This window comes from Ruegeria sp. AJ12 (assembly GCF_056536245.1).
In genome coordinates this window covers 2,942,172-2,959,434 of record NZ_JBQFJJ010000001.1, presented here as the reverse complement: position 1 = coordinate 2,959,434, position 17,263 = coordinate 2,942,172, and the positions used below count along the sequence as shown (strand labels likewise).

The 17,263-nt window shown below is 60.5% G+C and carries 11 protein-coding genes; 7 read left to right on the top strand and 4 right to left on the bottom strand.

The genetic code is table 11. From position 1 onward, the window contains the following. Positions 1–29 precede the first annotated feature (29 nt). The 3 genes from ACR3E0_RS14690 to ACR3E0_RS14680 all read right to left on the bottom strand — a co-directional run bounded on the left by ACR3E0_RS14690 (position 30) and on the right by ACR3E0_RS14680 (position 6,529). A complete protein-coding gene (locus ACR3E0_RS14690) occupies positions 30–3,467 on the bottom strand; it encodes a pyruvate carboxylase (RefSeq protein ID WP_480479552.1) in 3,438 nt (1,145 codons plus the stop codon). Between the two features lie 146 nt (positions 3,468–3,613). Continuing rightward, on the bottom strand, positions 3,614–4,750 hold the full coding sequence (locus ACR3E0_RS14685) for an alpha-hydroxy acid oxidase (RefSeq protein ID WP_480479551.1): 1,137 nt from the start codon (positions 4,748–4,750) through the stop codon (positions 3,614–3,616). A 39-nt stretch (positions 4,751–4,789) separates the two neighbouring features. Beyond that, complete coding sequence (locus ACR3E0_RS14680; RefSeq protein ID WP_480481057.1) at positions 4,790–6,529, bottom strand: sensor domain-containing diguanylate cyclase; 1,740 nt, start codon at positions 6,527–6,529, stop codon at positions 4,790–4,792. Positions 6,530–6,765: 236 nt separating this feature from the next. On the opposite strand from ACR3E0_RS14680, the gene ACR3E0_RS14675 reads away from it, so the two are divergent. Further along, positions 6,766–9,162 (top strand): ATP-dependent helicase, encoded by a 2,397-nt coding sequence (locus ACR3E0_RS14675; RefSeq protein WP_480479550.1) that lies wholly within the window; start codon positions 6,766–6,768, stop codon positions 9,160–9,162. 404 nt (positions 9,163–9,566) lie between these two features. Here ACR3E0_RS14675 and ACR3E0_RS14670 read toward each other — a convergent pair whose 3' ends face one another. Next, entirely contained in the window at positions 9,567–9,791 is a 225-nt protein-coding gene (locus ACR3E0_RS14670) for a DUF1127 domain-containing protein (protein ID WP_480479549.1), read from the bottom strand. Between the two features lie 946 nt (positions 9,792–10,737). On the opposite strand from ACR3E0_RS14670, the gene mraZ reads away from it, so the two are divergent. Genes mraZ through ACR3E0_RS14640 form a run of 6 tightly spaced genes read left to right on the top strand, consistent with a single transcriptional unit; the run spans position 10,738 to position 17,249 of the window. Further along, a complete protein-coding gene (mraZ, locus tag ACR3E0_RS14665) occupies positions 10,738–11,205 on the top strand; it encodes a division/cell wall cluster transcriptional repressor MraZ (RefSeq protein ID WP_480479548.1) in 468 nt (155 codons plus the stop codon). A gap of 4 nt (positions 11,206–11,209) precedes the next feature. Then, entirely contained in the window at positions 11,210–12,205 is a 996-nt protein-coding gene (gene rsmH / locus ACR3E0_RS14660) for a 16S rRNA (cytosine(1402)-N(4))-methyltransferase RsmH (protein ID WP_480481055.1), read from the top strand. Then, positions 12,202–12,570 carry a cell division protein FtsL gene (gene ftsL, locus ACR3E0_RS14655; RefSeq protein WP_480479547.1) on the top strand — a complete coding sequence of 123 codons (369 nt, stop codon included), beginning with the start codon at positions 12,202–12,204 and terminating at the stop codon, positions 12,568–12,570. The genes rsmH and ftsL overlap by 4 nt, the downstream gene beginning before the upstream one ends. Then, the gene (locus tag ACR3E0_RS14650) at positions 12,567–14,354 is read left to right on the top strand and encodes a peptidoglycan D,D-transpeptidase FtsI family protein (RefSeq protein WP_480479546.1); all 1,788 of its coding nucleotides are present in this window, start codon (positions 12,567–12,569) and stop codon (positions 14,352–14,354) included. The genes ftsL and ACR3E0_RS14650 overlap by 4 nt, the downstream gene beginning before the upstream one ends. A gap of 22 nt (positions 14,355–14,376) precedes the next feature. Beyond that, a complete protein-coding gene (locus ACR3E0_RS14645) occupies positions 14,377–15,858 on the top strand; it encodes a UDP-N-acetylmuramoyl-L-alanyl-D-glutamate--2,6-diaminopimelate ligase (RefSeq protein ID WP_480479545.1) in 1,482 nt (493 codons plus the stop codon). Then, positions 15,855–17,249: a UDP-N-acetylmuramoyl-tripeptide--D-alanyl-D-alanine ligase gene (locus ACR3E0_RS14640; RefSeq protein WP_480479544.1), complete on the top strand. Its 1,395-nt coding sequence runs from the start codon at positions 15,855–15,857 to the stop codon at positions 17,247–17,249. Before ACR3E0_RS14645 ends, ACR3E0_RS14640 begins: the two co-directional genes overlap by 4 nt. The last annotated feature ends 14 nt before the right edge of the window (positions 17,250–17,263 follow it).

The window sequence follows — 17,263 nt, the reverse complement described above, 5'->3', positions numbered from 1 at the left end:
GCCCCCATGACTGTATCGCGTTGCGCAGTTTATTCCAGTTCGATGAGCAAGTCCTTTGCGTCAATCTGACCGCCGGGCTGCACATGCACGGCCTTGACTGTTGCGTCACGCTCGGCGTGGATGCCGGTTTCCATTTTCATGGCTTCAATGGTCAGCAGCATGTCTCCTTCCTTGACCTCCTGCCCTGCGGTCACTGCGACAGTTGCCACCACTCCCGGCATCGGCGCGCCGACATGGTTGGGACTACCCACCTCGGCCTTGGGACGGGCTTGGGTGGCCGATGTCACCATGCGGTTCGGGACGCGGATCACACGCGGCTGGCCGTTCAGCTCAAAGAAGACTTTGACCTCACCCTTTTCATCAGTCTCACCAATGGCCTGACACCGGATTTCAAGCGTCTTGCCGGGGTCGATCTCAGCCGTGATCTCCTCTCCGGCCTCCATACCGTAGAAGAATGTCCGCGTCGGCAAGGTACGGACCGGGCCGTAAATCCGATGGCGACCCATGTAGTCCAGGAACACCTTGGGATACATCAGATATCCGTTCAGATCCTCGTCATCGACCTCTTTGCCGTCCAGTTGACTGGACAGATCTGCGCGAGTGGCTTCCAGATCGACCGGCGCGACATCCTTTCCGGGACGGGCCGTGTTCGGGGCCTCGTCCTTGAGCACTTTTCGAATGATCGTGTCGGGGAACCCGCCCGGAGGTTGCCCCAGATTGCCGCGCATCATGTCCACGACCGAGTCGGGAAAGGCCACATCGGTCGACGGGTCTTCGACTTGCTGGCGTGTCAGCCCCTGACTGACCATCATCAGCGCCATGTCGCCGACCACTTTGGACGAGGGTGTCACTTTGACGATGTCACCAAACATCTGGTTCACATCCGCATACATTTGCGCCACCTCGTGCCAGCGCTCTTCAAGGCCCAGAGACCGTGCCTGCGCCTTGAGGTTGGTGAACTGCCCACCCGGCATCTCGTGCAGATACACTTCGGAGGCCGGTGCCTGCAGGCTGGATTCGAAGGCGGCGTACTGGCCGCGAACTGCCTCAAAATAATCGCTGATCTCGCGGATCGCCTTAATGTCCAGCCCGGTGTCCCGGTCGGTATGGCGCAGGGCCTCGACCACCGTGCCCAGCGTCGCCTGTGACGTGTTGCCCGAAAAACTGTCCATCGCGCAATCCACCGCATCTACGCCAGCCTCGGACGCGGCCAGAATGGTCGCGCTGGCAATGCCTGCGGTGTCGTGGGTGTGGAAATGGATCGGCAGCCCGACCTCTTCTTTCAATGCGCGGATCAGGATCCTGGCCGAGGCCGGTTTCAACAGCCCCGCCATGTCTTTCAGCCCCAGAATATGCGCCCCGGCATCGCGCAGGTCCTTGGCCATTCCGACATAATATTGCAGGTCGTATTTGGCACGGTCCGGGTCAAGGATGTCGCCCGTGTAGCAGACCGTGCCTTCGCAGATTTTGCCATTTTCAACGACCGCATCCATGGCGACCCGCATGTTCTCGACCCAGTTCAGCGAGTCGAACACCCGGAACACGTCGATATTCTGTGATGCCTGACGAACAAACTCCCGAACCACGTTGTCGGGATAATTGGTGTAGCCAACCCCGTTCGCCCCGCGCAGCAGCATCTGGGTCATAAGGTTCGGCATTGCCTCGCGCAGATCACGCAGGCGCTGCCACGGGCATTCCTGCAGGAACCGGTAGGCCACATCAAACGTCGCGCCGCCCCAGCATTCGACGCTGAACAGTTGCGGCAGGTTGGCGGCATAGGTCGGAGCGACCTTGATCATGTCGATCGAGCGCATGCGGGTGGCCAGCAAGGATTGGTGCCCGTCCCGCATGGTGGTGTCGGTGATCAGCAGCTGGCGCTGTGCCTTCATCCAGTCGGCCACGGCCTGCGGCCCCTTCTGCTCGAGCAGATTGCGGGTACCCATCTGGGGCTCGGCTTTCAGCGCCGGGGGCTTGGCTTCTCTCAGGTCGGGGCGCGGTTTGGGGCGGTCCTTGGTTTCGGGATGCCCGTTCACGGTGATATCCGCGATGTAGGTGAGAACCTTTGTGCCCCTGTCGCGACGGCGTTTGAACGTGAACAGGTCCGGCGTCGTGTCGATGAACTTGGTTGTGTATTCATTCGACAGGAAGGTCGGGTGTTTCAGCAGGTTGATGACAAAGTCGATATTGGTGCTGACGCCGCGAATACGGAACTCGCGCAGGGCGCGGTCCATTCTGGCAATCGCCATATCCGGTGTCGGAGCCCATGCTGTCACCTTGGTCAGCAAAGAGTCATAAAACCGTGTGATCACCCCGCCGGAATAGGCTGTCCCACCATCCAGCCGGATGCCCATTCCGGTCGCCTCGCGATAGGCGGTGATGCGCCCATAGTCGGGGATGAAGTTGTTTTGCGGGTCCTCGGTCGTGATCCGGGTCTGCAACGCGTGGCCGTTCAACTGAACACCGGCCTGGCTGGCGGCGCCGGTGGCCTCGGCCAGCGTCTTGCCCTCGGCGATCAGGATTTGCGCCTGAACGATGTCTATCCCGGTGACTTCTTCGGTGACCGTGTGTTCGACCTGCACGCGGGGGTTTACCTCGATGAAGTAGAACTTGCCCGTTTCCATATCCATCAGGAATTCAACGGTGCCCGCGCATTCATAATTCACATGAGCGCAGATTTTGCGGCCGAGTTCGCAGATTTCGGCGCGCTGTTCTTCAGACAGGTACGGGGCAGGCGCGCGCTCCACGACCTTTTGATTGCGACGCTGAACCGAGCAGTCCCGTTCGTAGAGGTGGTAAATCTCCCCATGCTTGTCGCCCAGGATCTGCACCTCGACGTGGCGGGCGCGGGTGATCATCTTTTCCAGATAGCCTTCACCGTTGCCAAAGGCGGCTTCGGCCTCGCGGCGGCCCTCAAGGACCTTCTCCTCCAGTTCCTCTTCCGAGTCGATGGGCCGCATCCCGCGACCGCCACCGCCCCACGACGCCTTGAGCATCAGCGGATAGCCGATCTCGGCCGCCTCCTTTCGGATGGCGTCCATGTCGTCACCCAGCACCTCGGTCGCCGGGATGACAGGAACACCTGCCGCTATCGCAACACGCCGCGCGCTGGCTTTGTCGCCAAGGGCGCGCATGGTCTCGGCCTTGGGGCCGATGAAGGTGATACCGTTCTTGACGCAGGCATCCACGAAATCCGGGTTCTCGGACAAAAGGCCATAGCCCGGATGAATCGCATCCGCGCCGCACTCCTTGGCCACGCGAATAATCTCGTCGATGGACAGATACGCCGCGACCGGTCCCATGCCCTCGCCAATGCGATATGCCTCGTCCGCTTTGAAGCGATGCAGCCCCAGCTTGTCCTCCTCGGCAAAGACAGCGACGGTGCGTTTGCCCATTTCATTGGCTGCGCGCATCACGCGAATGGCAATCTCGCCGCGATTGGCGATCAGGATCTTGTTGAAGTCGGTCATGTGATGTCCCGGTCTTATTGGTTTGGGCGTGGTAATAGGCGGAGATTATGCGCGCGTATATCAGTCGTTCTGGGTAGAACCGGCATGTTATCGCTCGCAAACGCCCTATGTTCGCGGATTTCTTATACGCACGCTGCGCCGCAGCATCAATTGCCCTCTTTACGCGGGGGTAACTGAGCCAGATTTGCGACCCCCATCTGACCCATATTCGCCAGCATGTCCTGCCTCAGAACGTCGATCACATGCGCCGGGCCGCGCGCGCCAAGCGCCCCAAGGCCATAGAGAAATGCCCGTCCGGCCATGACGAAATCGGCCCCTGCGGCCAGAGCGCGCAGAACATCCAGCCCGCCCTCGACGCCACTGTCAAATATCAACGGCAGTCTTGTTGCGGCGCGGATGGAAGGCAGGACATCGATCGTGGCGGGGGCGGCGTCAAACTGTCGGCCGCCGTGATTCGATACCCACAAGGCATCGACGCCGACCGGATGCAGCCGCTCAGCATCTTCGGGGCGCAACACGCCTTTGACGATCAAAGGCCCGTCCCAGTGGTCGCGCAGCCACTTGACATAGTCGACATCCGGAGACGCCCGGAGCAGGTATCCGATATGCGCCGTCGGCGGCAGGTTTTGGGTACTGTCGATGTATTTCTCCAGGGTGCGCATCCTGGGCACGCCATTGCGCAACATCCCCATGGCCCAGGCCGGACGCCGGCACACTTGCGCCATCAGGCGCGGGGTGAATTTGGGTGGCTGGGTCAGTCCGGACCGCGTTTGCCGTTCGCGACGTGAGGCGACCGGTACATCCGTTGTCAGAACCAGCGTCTGAAACCCGGCGTTCCGTGCACGCTTCAGGACATCGGCGCGGACGTCCGGGTCTTTCGGCGGGTAGAGTTGAAACCAGCCAGTGCCGCCCAGATGCGGGGCGAGATCTTCGGGACTCTGGCTGGCGACCGTTGACAATGTGTAAGGAATTCCAGCCGCGGCGGCGGCACGGGCCAGGATACCTTCGGCATCCGGCCAGACCAGGCCGGACATTCCGATTGGCGCGATGCCGAAGGGGGCCGTGTATTCGCACCCAAGGAACCGCACGCCCGTGTCGAACTCCAGTTCACCGTGCAGGATCGATGGGCTGAACTGGATACGATCCAGAGCCGCCCGGTTTCGGCGCCGCGCCGCATCAACCCCGGTTCCGCTGTCGATGTATTCCCAGACGAAATGCGGCAGCCGCCGTTTTGCGCGCCACTTCAGATCCTCAATCCCGGGATATGTACTGTGCAGGTCCATGCGGATTGATCCGACCTGCGGCGCGATTCGGCAAGGATTTCAGGCCGCGCTTGCCGGTGGCGCCGATTTTTGCGCCGCATGTGTGGGGGGCGTGTGTTCTGCGGACTTTGCAAGGTCGCAGGGGGCGTCGCGCGCAACCTGTACCTGATTGCGCCCTTTGTCCTTGGCCGCATACAGCGCATCATCCGCCGCGCGCATCAGATCCTGCGGCATGGTTCCGTGTGCCGGGTAATGCGCCACTCCAACGGATATCGTGATGCGCGGCAGGGATTTCTCACCATAGCGAACGGAAATGACTTCGACCGCCTGTCGCAACTTTTCGGCCCGGGTCATGGCATCTTCGGGCGTGTTGTCCGGAAGGATCAGCATGAATTCCTCGCCACCGATGCGGCAGGCGACCTCGTCCCGGTCACAGCCCTGTGCCAACGCGGCCCCAACCGCGCGCAGAACCATGTCGCCCGCATCATGCCCGTGCGTGTCGTTGAACTTCTTGAAATGGTCCACATCCACGGCAATCACGCTCAGCGGTGCACCGGTCTGTTGACTGCGACTTATCCCCTTGCGCAAGGTCTCAGTCATGTGGCGTCGGTTGAACAACCCGGTCAGTGGGTCGCGCACCGACTGATCGTGCAACTGATCGCGCATCCGAACATTGGCGATTGCCATGCTGATCTGCTCGGCACATAGCTGCGCCAGTTTCTTGCTGGCGTGAAACTCGTCACCGCAATCTTCATGCGCGCGCAGATGCAGCAGACCGACCGTTTCACCATGCGCCAAAATTGGAAAGCAGAAATAGGGACGGCCGTCATGCGGCTCTGCATGTTCGCAGACAAAATCAATCTCGGAGGCACCGAATTCATAGGTCCGCCCGCGTCGAAGCCCCCAGCATCCCTCGGGGTGGATATGCGCCTTGTGCGAGCCGCCATTCCAACTGGCGCAGCCATCCAGCACATCGCGCGAGTTGGAATACACATACACGCTGCCCTCAGCTGCGGGCAGGATATGCGTCATGAAGCGTGAGACCATGTCGAACAACTCATCCAGAGACCGGCTGGACTGCAGCCATTCGTTCAGCTCACCCAAAAGGCGGACTTCACGTGCCAGGCGCAACTGTTCATCCATCAGCTCGCGCTCTTTCAACGCGCGGTTTTTGACGCTGCGCAGCTGTTGCCGGTTGCTGCGAAAAACCACGGCGGCAACGGTCAGAATCGTTCCGATCATCAGACAACCAACAAGCGCCAGCAGCGGGCGGATCTGCCTCAGAAAGGCAACACGCAGATCGCTGACGTCAGTGAAGAACTGAACGGCCCCAAGATACGCGCCTCCATTGGTGACCGGAGCGACCGTCTCGGCCACGTCCCGAACCTGATCAGAGCGGTCCAGCGCGGCTGTTTCCGAATGCAGCACCTCAAGTACGGATTTCTGCGAAAGCGCGTAGAAAATGCGCCCCTTCAACGTTTCGCTGCGGCGGTTTTCAGACAACGCAGGCGCATGGCTGTGCGGCCCGGCCGAGGACCAGATGGCACGCCCCGTGGCGTCGTAGACCTGCATTCGAAACACGTCCGTGGCGCCCAAAAATCTTTTGAGAACGGCGGCTTCGTCCGGGTTGATCTTGCCGGTCGTGAATTCGAGGTGAAAATCCGGCATCAACACCGAGATGTGGCTTTCCCAAACCTCGGCCCGATGACGCACCTCAGCCTCGATCATGCGATCGACAAGCGGGTCTGCCCCTTTGATGGATATCCATCCCGCCAGCCCGACCACGCACAGCAAACCCATGCCTGAAATCAGGCGCACAAGAGTCCGCCCCTGAGTTTCTTTCTTTTGCCCGTCCACCGAACCAACCCCCTTGTGCTTCTGTCCGCAGGGTCGACGGATTTCTTTGAAAATTCGTTAAAGTCCGAGTACGCGGGCGGGACACTGAACCACGCACGCGTACTATTTTGGGAAAATCTATGCGAACAAGCCGTGAACAAACCCTTTCCCTTTTTGCACATCCAGCGTAGTTTGGCGACATGAGCAGTTTTGACGAAATGGACGCCTTTGAGGGCGCATCGCTTTCGGCACGGGCGATGGCCGTGCGTCCCAGGGCCTATCTGGACGAGTTGAACCCGGCGCAGCGTGAAGCGGTTGAACGGCTGGACGGTCCGGTGCTGATGCTGGCCGGGGCGGGAACCGGGAAAACCAAGGCACTGACCACCCGGATTGCGCATCTGCTGACCACCGGAACGACGCGTCCGAATGAGATTCTGGCGGTTACATTTACCAACAAGGCCGCGCGCGAAATGAAAGAGCGTGTAGGCCGTCTTCTTGGTCAGCCTGCCGAAGGGATGCCGTGGCTGGGCACCTTCCACGCAATCTGTGTCAAGCTGTTGCGTCGCCACGCGGAACTTGTCGATCTGAAATCGAACTTCACTATTCTCGACAGCGATGATCAACTGCGCCTGCTCAAGCAACTGGTGCAAGCTGCGAATATCGATGACAAACGCTGGCCCGCCCGGATGCTGGCCGGGATCATTGATGACTGGAAGAACCGGGCCGTGACGCCCGACAAGGTGCCGGCAGCGGATGCCGGGGCCTACAACAACAAGGGCATTGAACTTTACGCCCAATATCAGACCCGCCTGCGGGAATTGAACGCTGTGGATTTCGGCGACCTGTTGTTGCACATGGTCACGATTTTTCAGACCCATCAGGACGTGTTGGAGCAATACCAGCGCTGGTTCCGTTACATCCTCGTGGATGAGTATCAGGATACCAACGTCGCCCAATATCTCTGGCTGCGTCTGCTGGCCGGGGGGCACAAGAACATCTGCTGCGTGGGCGACGACGACCAGTCGATCTATGGCTGGCGCGGGGCCGAAGTGGGCAACATCCTGCGCTTTGAGAAGGACTTCCCCGGCGCGTATGTGGTGCGATTGGAGCAGAACTACCGCTCGACGCCGCATATTCTGGCGGCTGCGTCGAATGTGATCCGAGGCAATGAAGGTCGCCTGGGGAAAGAACTTTGGACGGCTGAGAAAGAAGGCGAAAAGGTTCGCTTGATCGGCCACTGGGATGGCGAGGAAGAGGCGCGCTGGATCGGGGAAGAGATCGACGCGATGCAGGGTGGCACGCGCGGCGTTCGCCCGATGACCCTGGATGAGATTGCTATCCTCGTGCGCGCCTCGCACCAGATGCGCGCGTTTGAGGACAGGTTCCTGACGATCGGATTGCCGTACAAGGTGATCGGTGGCCCGCGATTCTATGAACGGATGGAGATCCGCGATGCCATGGCGTATTTCCGGCTGGTGGTCAGCCCCGAGGATGATCTGGCGTTCGAGCGGATCGTAAACACGCCCAAACGCGGCCTTGGCGACAAGGCGCAGCAGACGATCCAGATGGTGGCGCGAGAGAACGGAATGTCTCTGGTCGACGGTGCGCGGATCGCTGTCGATAATGGTCTGATCAAGGGCAAGGGTGGCAAAGCGCTGCGCGAACTGATCGACGGGCTGGCGCGCTGGAATGCGATGACTCGTGGGCCTCGGATCGAGGTCGATGACGATTCAGTGATCGACGATGGGGTGACGCCGATCCGCTATGGCGCGCCGGAGCATTCGCATATTGAATTGGCGCAGATCGTGCTGGATGAATCCGGCTACACCGCGCATTGGCAGAACGAGAAAACACCCGAAGCTCCGGGGCGACTGGAAAACCTCAAGGAACTGGTCAATCAGCTGGACAATTTCGAGAACCTGCAGGGGTTTCTGGAGCATGTCAGTCTTGTCATGGATAACGAACAGGAGAGCGACGGGGCCAAAGTCTCGATCATGACCCTGCACGCGGCCAAAGGGCTTGAGTTTCCCGCCGTGTTCCTGCCGGGGTGGGAGGATGGTCTGTTCCCCTCGCAGCGGTCGATGGACGAATCAGGGATCAAGGGGCTCGAGGAAGAGCGGCGACTGGCCTATGTCGGTATCACCCGTGCGGAAGAGGTCTGTACGATTTCCTTCGCCGCCAATCGTCGTGTATTCGGGCAGTGGCAGAACTCGATGCCCTCGCGATTCATCGACGAGCTGCCGGAGAATCATGTGGAGGTGCTGACGGCGCCGGGGCTCTACGGCGGTCGCCAGACCAATGCCGGCATCGAAACCCGCGCGGCTGAGGCGAATGTCTACAACTCGCCGGGTTGGAGGCGGTTGCAGGCGCGGCAGGGGCAATATGGCATGTCTCAACCGCGCGAAAGTCGGAACACTGTGATCGATGCCACGGCGGTGGCCAGCTTCACTTTGGGCGAGCGGGTGTTTCACCAGAAATTCGGTTATGGCGCAGTGATCGACATCGAAGGCGACAAGGTTGAAGTCGATTTCGACAAGGCCGGGGTCAAGAAAGTTGTCTCTCGCTTCCTGTCAGCCAAGGATGATGTGCTGTTCTGATCCAAAGGAATGTGCCTGACGGCACATGCTCGATTATCTGATGGGCGCCCGGTCGTGACCGTGGCGCCCTTCCTCTGTCCGACAAAAGAAAAACGGCGGTTCCCAGGGAGGAGGAGGGAACCGCCGTTCTTTTCAACACCAAGGCAGGGAGGAGGAGAGCCCTGATGCATCTGAACCCGGGTCTGATCCCGGTATGGGGAAGACGCGGCGACGTCAGGGAGGAGGTAGACGTCGCCGCGCGCTTTCAACATCGAGGCAGGGAGGAGGAGAGCCCCGATGTATCGGTGTCCGGCATCCGTGGCCGGTATAAGGTGCGGCAACATCAGGGAGGAGTTAGATGCTGCCGCTGATTACAGACCCTAAAGGGAGGAGGAAGGGTCTGATCTCTGTTATGCGTTCCGCGCTCAGCGCGCCGTGTAATCCTCGGTCGCCTGCATCGCGACGCGGCGGATCATCGACCGGTGCATGCCCAGATCGGCCAGCTCGCGGTTCGACAGGGCCGACAGTTCGCTGACGGTCTGGCGGTACATACGGTACCGCGCAAAGCGTGTTTTTGCTGTTTCGATCAGCGATGCCAGTCCGCCGCTGGATGTGCTTTTCAGCGTCGATGTGTTGGTTGCCACTGCCATGTGAATAACCCGATGTCTCATGTTATTGCCGGTGATGTCCGGCGTTTGCTTGAGACTGAAGATAGGTGAATGCTGCGATTGCACAATAGGCACATCGTCAATGCTGCCATGCAGCAAATGCATAGATATCAAAACCTTGAGTGCTCGCGCGCGATTTCGCCTTAAAAATATGGGTTTGAGCATTTCCTTTTGTGCGACACGGTTTCGAAATTTTTTGTTAGCGCAAGCAGTTGCACCTTGATTGTGCGGCAAGCGCTAAAATTTGGGCGCTGTAAAAGCGGAAAACTCGGGCCGCCATCGCGAAGTATCCCGGCCTACCTTTTCATGGGAAACCATGGGCGGGGCGTTCTGACCCCTGTTGAAAATGCAAGACTGGTCCGAATCTTCGTCGATGATTCTTGTCCCGCATCGGCGTGAACCAGCGGTTTAGAGCTGATTTTCAGAGTGCAGTCATTTTTTCGGGAATTCATGGGAAAAGTTAATAGTGAACCTAGCTTGTACATATGTAGTATTGGATCTTCTAATTTGATCAATATGCAGTAAGCGGTGGTGTTTTTTTGACTTGTCCCGTGTGGCCGAAGTGTCCACTGGAGGTAAACCTGCCTAAAAAAGGTATTGATTTCCATGAATTCCCATGTCATCCCTTAGTGCATCCGATGAGGACGAGGCACATGGGGCGCCAAACGACCCCGACCAAAATATTCAGGTTTCATACAGGCATCTCGCTTTCATCAACCAAGAGATCCGGCGCGCGGGCGAGCAGACATCCCCCCAGGTGGCGCGCGCAGCTGGACATCCCGCACAGCGGGTCAATGCGGCGGGTTGATCAGTGGCAGCAGATCAACCCGCCGTTTTTCATCCGGGGGAACGTGGAATTTGAGGTGGGGCGCAAGCGAAAGGGACAGTCGTCTTGGCGCGCAGGTTTAGAGGTGAAAGCCACCACAAGGTGGATGCTAAGGGCAGGGTCTCGATCCCGGCCTCTTTTCGCCGTGTGCTTGAAGCCTCCGACCCGAACTGGCAGCCTGGCGACAATCCCGAACTGGTGATTGTCTACGGGGATCACCGCCGCAAATACCTGGAATGCTACACGATGCAGGCGATCGACGAGGTCGACGCCAAGATCGATGCGCTGCCGCGCGGGTCGATGCAACGCAGGATGTTGCAACGCATGTTCCATGGCCAGTCCTTTCCCACCAACGTGGATGAAACCGGCCGCCTGGTTTTGCCCGCCAAGCTGCGCACCAAGATCGACCTTGATTCCGAAGCGTTCTTTATCGCTGCCGGTGACACGTTCCAGATCTGGAAACCCGAGACCTACGACGCCGAGGAACTGGCAGCCGCCGAAGAATGGCTGGACGACCTGCCGGACGACTTCGATCCAATGGAGTTCCTCGACGGGTCCGGGGATGCGTGACGGCATGGCCGGCGCGGATCACTCTCCAACGGATAAACCTCATGTCCCTGTACTGCTGCGTCCGTTGCTGGAGGCTGTCGCACCGGTTTCAGGCGTATGGCTTGACGGCACCTTTGGCGCCGGGGGTTACACGCGTGGTTTGCTGGAGGCCGGGGCGGACAAGGTGATCGCCGTCGATCGCGATCCTTTGGCCTTTGAAATGGCGGCGGGCTGGGCGGGGCAGTATGGCGACCGGCTGGCGATGCAGCCCGGTGTTTTTTCGCGCATGGATGAATATGCGCAAGAATTGGATGGCGTCGTGCTGGACCTTGGCGTGTCGTCCATGCAGCTAGATCAGGCGGAACGCGGCTTTTCCTTCATGAAGGAGGGCCCGCTGGACATGCGGATGAGCCAGGAAGGTGGGAGCGCCGCCGATCTGGTCAACACGGCATCTGAGGCTCACCTGGCCGATATCCTGTTTCACTACGGGGAAGAGCGCGCCAGTCGCCGGATCGCCAAGGCCATTGTAAAAGCCCGTGTAGAGGCGCCGATAACGACGACTTTGCGTCTGGCCGAGATCGTCGAATCCTGCCTGCCGCGTTCCAAACCGGGTCAATCGCACCCCGCGACTCGCAGCTTTCAGGGTCTGCGCATTGCCGTGAACGCCGAATACGAAGAACTGTTCCAAGGGCTTATGGCCGCCGAGCGGGCCTTGAAACCGGGCGGGCAGCTGGCAGTCGTGACGTTTCATTCCATCGAAGACCGGATGGTCAAACGGTTCTTTCAGGCACGCGCCGGAAAGACGGGTCGTGCCAATCGCTACGCGCCCGAGATGGAACAGGAACAGCCGCAATTCACAGTGAAGACCCGCAAGGCCATTGGTCCGGATGAGCAGGAGTTGCGGGAAAACCCGCGCGCACGGTCGGCCAAACTGCGTGTTGCTGTACGAACGGATGCCACGGCGGGAGAGATTGAACCCCGCGCCCTCGGCATGCCGCAACTAGGGGACAGAGCGAGATGAAGAGTGTTTTGTATGTGTTGACCGCTCTGGCCGTTTTCGGGCTGGCTTTGTGGGCGTATCAGGAAAACTACCGCACCCAGCAGGTTTTGAAGGAAACCCAGTCGCTGCAGCGTCAGATCGGTACCGCACAGGTACGGCTGGCCGTGTTGAACGCCGAATGGGCCTATCTGAATCGCCCGGATCGCCTGCGTGAACTGGCGGATCTGAACTTCGAACGCCTTGGCCTGCTGCCACTGCGCGCCGAACAGTTCGGGCGTGCGGATCAAATCGCCTATGCCGAAGACCCCGACCTGCCTATCCTCGACCCGATCGAGTTGCAGGCGATCACCGACACACAGGCGCTAGGTGAGGTGCAACTGCCATGACACGGACCCCCCTTCGCCCTTTGGCGCGCGTTCTGGATGCCCGCGCTCGCGGAGAAAACCCGAAGACCATCGAGCGCGAAAACATCCGCCAACGCCACGAAGACATGAAAGATCGTGCCCGCGCCCGTGCCGAAGGGCGTTTGTTGGTGCTGGGCCTGTTTTTCTTCTGTGCCTTCTCGGTTGTGGGCTTTCGCATGGGGATGCTCGCAACGTCCGAAGCAAAGGAACCGCTGGCCAGTGCCCCGGGAGCGTCGATTGCCATGCAACGCGCCAATATCGTGGACCGGGAAGGGCGCATCCTCGCGACCAATCTGGACACCTACTCCGTCTATGCGCAGCCGCCCTTGATGATCGATCCGGTCGCGGCCGCCGATCAGCTTGTGGCGATTTTCCCCGATCTCGACAAGGATCGTCTGGTCAAGGACTTCACCGGAAATCGTAAGTTTCTGTGGATCAAGCGCCGTATCTCGCCAGAGCAGAAACAGGCCGTTCATGATATCGGCGATCCGGGCATTCTGTTTGGCCCGCGCGAGATGCGGCTTTACCCCAATGGGCGTCTTGCCGCACATATCCTGGGCGGGTCGGGCTTTGGCCGCGAGGGAGTGACCGCGGCCGAAGTCATCGGGGTGGCGGGTGTTGAAAAGCAGTTCGACGACTATCTGCGGGACCCGGCGAACGGTAACAAGCCACTGCAGTTGTCCCTGGATCTGACCATTCAGGCTGCGGTCGAGCAGGTGCTGTACGGCGGCATGAAAATCATGAACGCCAAAGGTGCCTCGGCGGTGTTGATGAATGCCCATACGGGTGAGGTCGTCTCGGCCGCGTCGCTGCCGTCCTTTGATCCCAATGACCGCCCGCGCCCGCCGACCTCGGGGTTCGATCCGTCCGACAGCCCTTTGTTCAATCGGTACGTGCAGGGTGTGTACGAGCTGGGATCGGTTTTCAAAATCTTTACCGCGGCGCAGGCGCTTCAACTGGGTCTGGCCAATTCCGAAACGATCATCGATGCCTCGGGTCCGATGAAGATCGGCCGCTTCCCGATTGGCGAGTTCAACGGGAAGAACTATGGAAAGATCAGCGTCAGCGACGTGATCGTCAACAGCTCGAACCGGGGCACCGGACGACTGGCTCTGCAGATCGGTGCGCAGCGTCAGCAGGATTTTCTCGACGCGCTGGGTATGTTCGAACCGACGCCTTTCGAGATTGTCGAGGCCGCAGGTGGCGAACCCCTCAAACCCAAAAAATGGGGCGAGCTGAGCACGGTGACCATTTCCTATGGGCATGGGTTGTCGACCAGCCCGATGCATCTGGCGGCGGGATATGCGGCGATTGCCAATGGTGGGCACTATGTCAGCCCGACCATTCTGCGCCGGAACGGACCGCAATACGGGCCGCGCGTGATGACAGCGGAAACCGCACGTCAGGCGCAGAAGATGCTGCGTAAAGTCGTGACCGACGGTACGGCCAGTTTTGGTGAAGTGGCCGGCTACGGCGTCGCCGGCAAGACCGGAACCGCTGACAAGCCCAAACCGCGCGGCGGGTATTACGACGACAAGGTCATCGCGACCTTCGCCACGATTTTCCCCGAATACGATCCGAAATACGTTCTGATCGTCACGCTGGATGAGCCGTCCATCGTCGCCTATGGCGAAAAACGCCGGTCAGCGGGCTGGACTGCCGTGCCGGTCGCTGCTGAACTGATCGGTCGGATCGCGCCTTTGCTGGGTCTCAGACCCCGGCTTGAGCCTGAGGCGGGCGCTGCTATAACCCTGACCTCGAACTAGGCCGCGGGATACGAGGTGGGTGATGGGCAATCGGTCAAAGAAACTCAGCCAGCTGGCCCTGACCGCGCGGGGCGGCACAAACCCGGACATTACCGGGCTGGCGGTCGACAGCCGTGCGGTAAAGGACGGGTACCTGTTTGCCGCGCTGCCCGGCACCCGCGTGCATGGGGGCGAGTTTATTCAGTATGCCCTCCGCATGGGTGCTGCTGCCATTCTCACCGACGCAAAAGGGGTCGAGATCGCGGCCGATGAGCTGGCCGCCTCCAACGCCGCGCTGATCGTGGTCGAAGACCCCCGCCAGGCGCTGGCCGGATCGGCGGCGCTCTGGTTCGGCGCGCAGCCTCAGACCATCGTTGCCGTGACCGGAACCAACGGCAAAACCTCGGTTGCCACTTTCGTGCGCCAGATCTGGACCGAACTCGGTCATATCGCCGTCAACCTGGGCACCACCGGGGTCGAGGGCGCCTGGAGCGCGCCGCTGGCCCACACGACCCCTGAACCGATTACCCTGCATCGGTGTCTGGCCGAGGCGGTCGAGAACGGCGTGACCCACGCCGCGATGGAGGCCTCGTCACATGGTCTGGAACAGCGCCGCCTCGATGGGGTGCAACTGGTCGCCGCCGGTTTTTCGAACTTTTCGCAGGATCATCTGGATTATCACCAGACTTTCGATGCGTATTTCGCCGCCAAGGCCGGTCTGTTTGATCGCGTCTTGCCGCAGGACGGCACCGCGGTGATCAACCTCAGCGACCCGAAGGGCGCACAGGTGCGCCGGATTGCCGAAGCCCGTGGTCAGTCCATCCTCAGCGTGGGTTTGGGCAATGCCGATCTGTGCCTGATGAACCAGCGCTTTGATGCGACCGGGCAGGATTTGCGCTTCTCTTGGCAGGGCAAGACCTTTCAAACCCGTCTGAACCTGATCGGCGGGTTTCAGGCAGAGAACGTTATGCTGGCTTGCGGGCTGGTGATTGCGGCAGGCGACGACCCTGAACGCGTGTTTGACACCCTGCCGCATCTGACGACCGTGCGTGGTCGGATGCAATTGGCTGCAACGCGTGAGAATGGCGCCACCGTGTTTGTCGACTATTCCCACACGCCGGACGCGGTCGCCACGGCGCTCAAGGCGCTACGCCCGCATGTCATGGGCCGTCTCATCGCCGTTGTGGGCGCGGGCGGCGACCGCGACGTGGCCAAACGGCCCTTGATGGGCAGAGCTGCGGCCAATCACGCGGATATGGTGTTTGTCACCGATGACAACCCGCGCAGTGAGGACCCGGCTACAATCCGCGCTGCTGTGATGGAGGGCGCCCCTGGCGCGACTGAAGTCGGGGACCGGGCTGAAGCCATTTTGCGTGGGATCGACGCGCTGCAACCGGGAGATGCGCTGCTGATCGCAGGCAAGGGCCACGAAACCGGGCAAGTGGTTGGGGATCAAATCCTTCCCTTTGATGACGTGGAACAGGCCAGCATCTCGGTTGCTGCGCTGGACGGGAGGGTCGTATGACCCTCTGGACCGCAGCCGATGCTGCCGCGGCCACCAACGGGCGTGCGACGACCGACTGGGTGGCGGATGGTGTCTCCATCGATACCCGCAGTTTGCAACCCGGCGACCTGTTTGTAGCACTCAAGGCGGCGCGCGACGGGCATGATTTCGTTGCACAGGCGCTGGAAAAAGGCGCTGGCGCCGCGCTTGTTTCGCGTGTTCCGGACGGCGTGGCGCAAGATGCCCCGCTGCTGATCGTGGACGATGTGCTGGCCGGGCTCGAAGCGTTGGGGCAAGCCGCACGCGCACGCTGCGCCGCACGCGTGGTTGGGGTCACTGGCAGTGTCGGAAAAACGTCAACCAAGGAAATGCTGGCCAAAATCTTGGAAACGCAGGGCAAAACTCATGCCAGCGTGGCCAGTTACAACAATCACTGGGGCGTGCCGCTGACTTTGGCCCGCATGCCGCAAGATACCGAATATGCGGTGATCGAGATCGGCATGAACCACCCGGGCGAGATCGCTCCGCTGGCCCGGCAGACACAGCCGCATGTCGCCCTGGTCACCACTGTTGCCGCCGTTCACCTCGAAGCTTTCGACTCCGTTGCCGGTATCGCCCATGAAAAGGCCGCGATCTTCGACGGACTGGTCCCCGGCGGCGCGGCCATCGTCAATGCCGATGTCGATCACGCTGATATCCTGCGCCAGCACGCGCGCAGCCATGATGCAAAAATCGTTGAATTCGGCCGCGACGCTAAAGACTACGTGCTGACCGATGTCCGCCAGCTGTCGAATTCAGTCCACGCAACCGCGAGGGTCGCCGATGCGCCCATCGCCTTTGACGTTCAATCCGCAGGCACGCATTTCGCCATGAACGCCTTGGGTGCTGTGGCGGCCTGCGTTGAGTTGGGCGTCGATCTCGACAGCGCAATCTCTGGTCTAGAGGACTGGTCACCGGTCGCGGGTCGCGGCGTGCGCGAAACCATCGCCTTGCCGGACGGCGGGCAGGTCCAGTTGCTGGACGACAGCTACAACGCCAACCCGACGTCGATGGAGGCCGCGCTGGAGGTGCTGGCCGCGACAGAGGGCGCGCGCCGCGTTGCGTTTCTGGGCGACATGAAGGAACTGGGGACACAGGAACAGGCCATGCATGCCGCCATGGCCTCTGTCGAGGCCATGGCGCGTGTCGATCAGGTTCACTGCATTGGCCCTCTGATGCAGGCCATGCACAAGGCTTTACCTGATGACAAGCGCGGAATGTGGTCTGAAACCAGCGCCGAGATGGCCGGGCACCTGCCAAAACTGATCCGCAGCGGCGACGCCGTTCTGGCGAAGGGTTCGTTAAGCATGGCGCTGGCCCGCATTGTTGACGGTTTGCGGAAAATGGGGCAAGGGGGCGCGCCTGATGGGTGACCAAGCCTCCAAGT

Excerpts from the sequence above, each read along its gene's own strand:
- ACR3E0_RS14690 (WP_480479552.1), bottom strand. The coding sequence starts at position 3,467 with ATGACCGACTTCAACAAGATCCTGATCGCCAATCGCGGCGAGATTGCC.
- ACR3E0_RS14640 (WP_480479544.1), top strand. The coding sequence starts at position 15,855 with ATGACCCTCTGGACCGCAGCCGATGCTGCCGCGGCCACCAACGGGCGT.
- rsmH (WP_480481055.1), top strand. The coding sequence starts at position 11,210 with ATGGCCGGCGCGGATCACTCTCCAACGGATAAACCTCATGTCCCTGTA.
- ftsL (WP_480479547.1), top strand. The coding sequence starts at position 12,202 with ATGAAGAGTGTTTTGTATGTGTTGACCGCTCTGGCCGTTTTCGGGCTG.
- ACR3E0_RS14650 (WP_480479546.1), top strand. The coding sequence starts at position 12,567 with ATGACACGGACCCCCCTTCGCCCTTTGGCGCGCGTTCTGGATGCCCGC.
- ACR3E0_RS14680 (WP_480481057.1), bottom strand. The coding sequence starts at position 6,529 with ATGGGTTTGCTGTGCGTGGTCGGGCTGGCGGGATGGATATCCATCAAA.
- ACR3E0_RS14670 (WP_480479549.1), bottom strand. The coding sequence starts at position 9,791 with ATGGCAGTGGCAACCAACACATCGACGCTGAAAAGCACATCCAGCGGC.
- ACR3E0_RS14675 (WP_480479550.1), top strand. The coding sequence starts at position 6,766 with ATGAGCAGTTTTGACGAAATGGACGCCTTTGAGGGCGCATCGCTTTCG.
- ACR3E0_RS14685 (WP_480479551.1), bottom strand. The coding sequence starts at position 4,750 with ATGGACCTGCACAGTACATATCCCGGGATTGAGGATCTGAAGTGGCGC.
- ACR3E0_RS14645 (WP_480479545.1), top strand. The coding sequence starts at position 14,377 with ATGGGCAATCGGTCAAAGAAACTCAGCCAGCTGGCCCTGACCGCGCGG.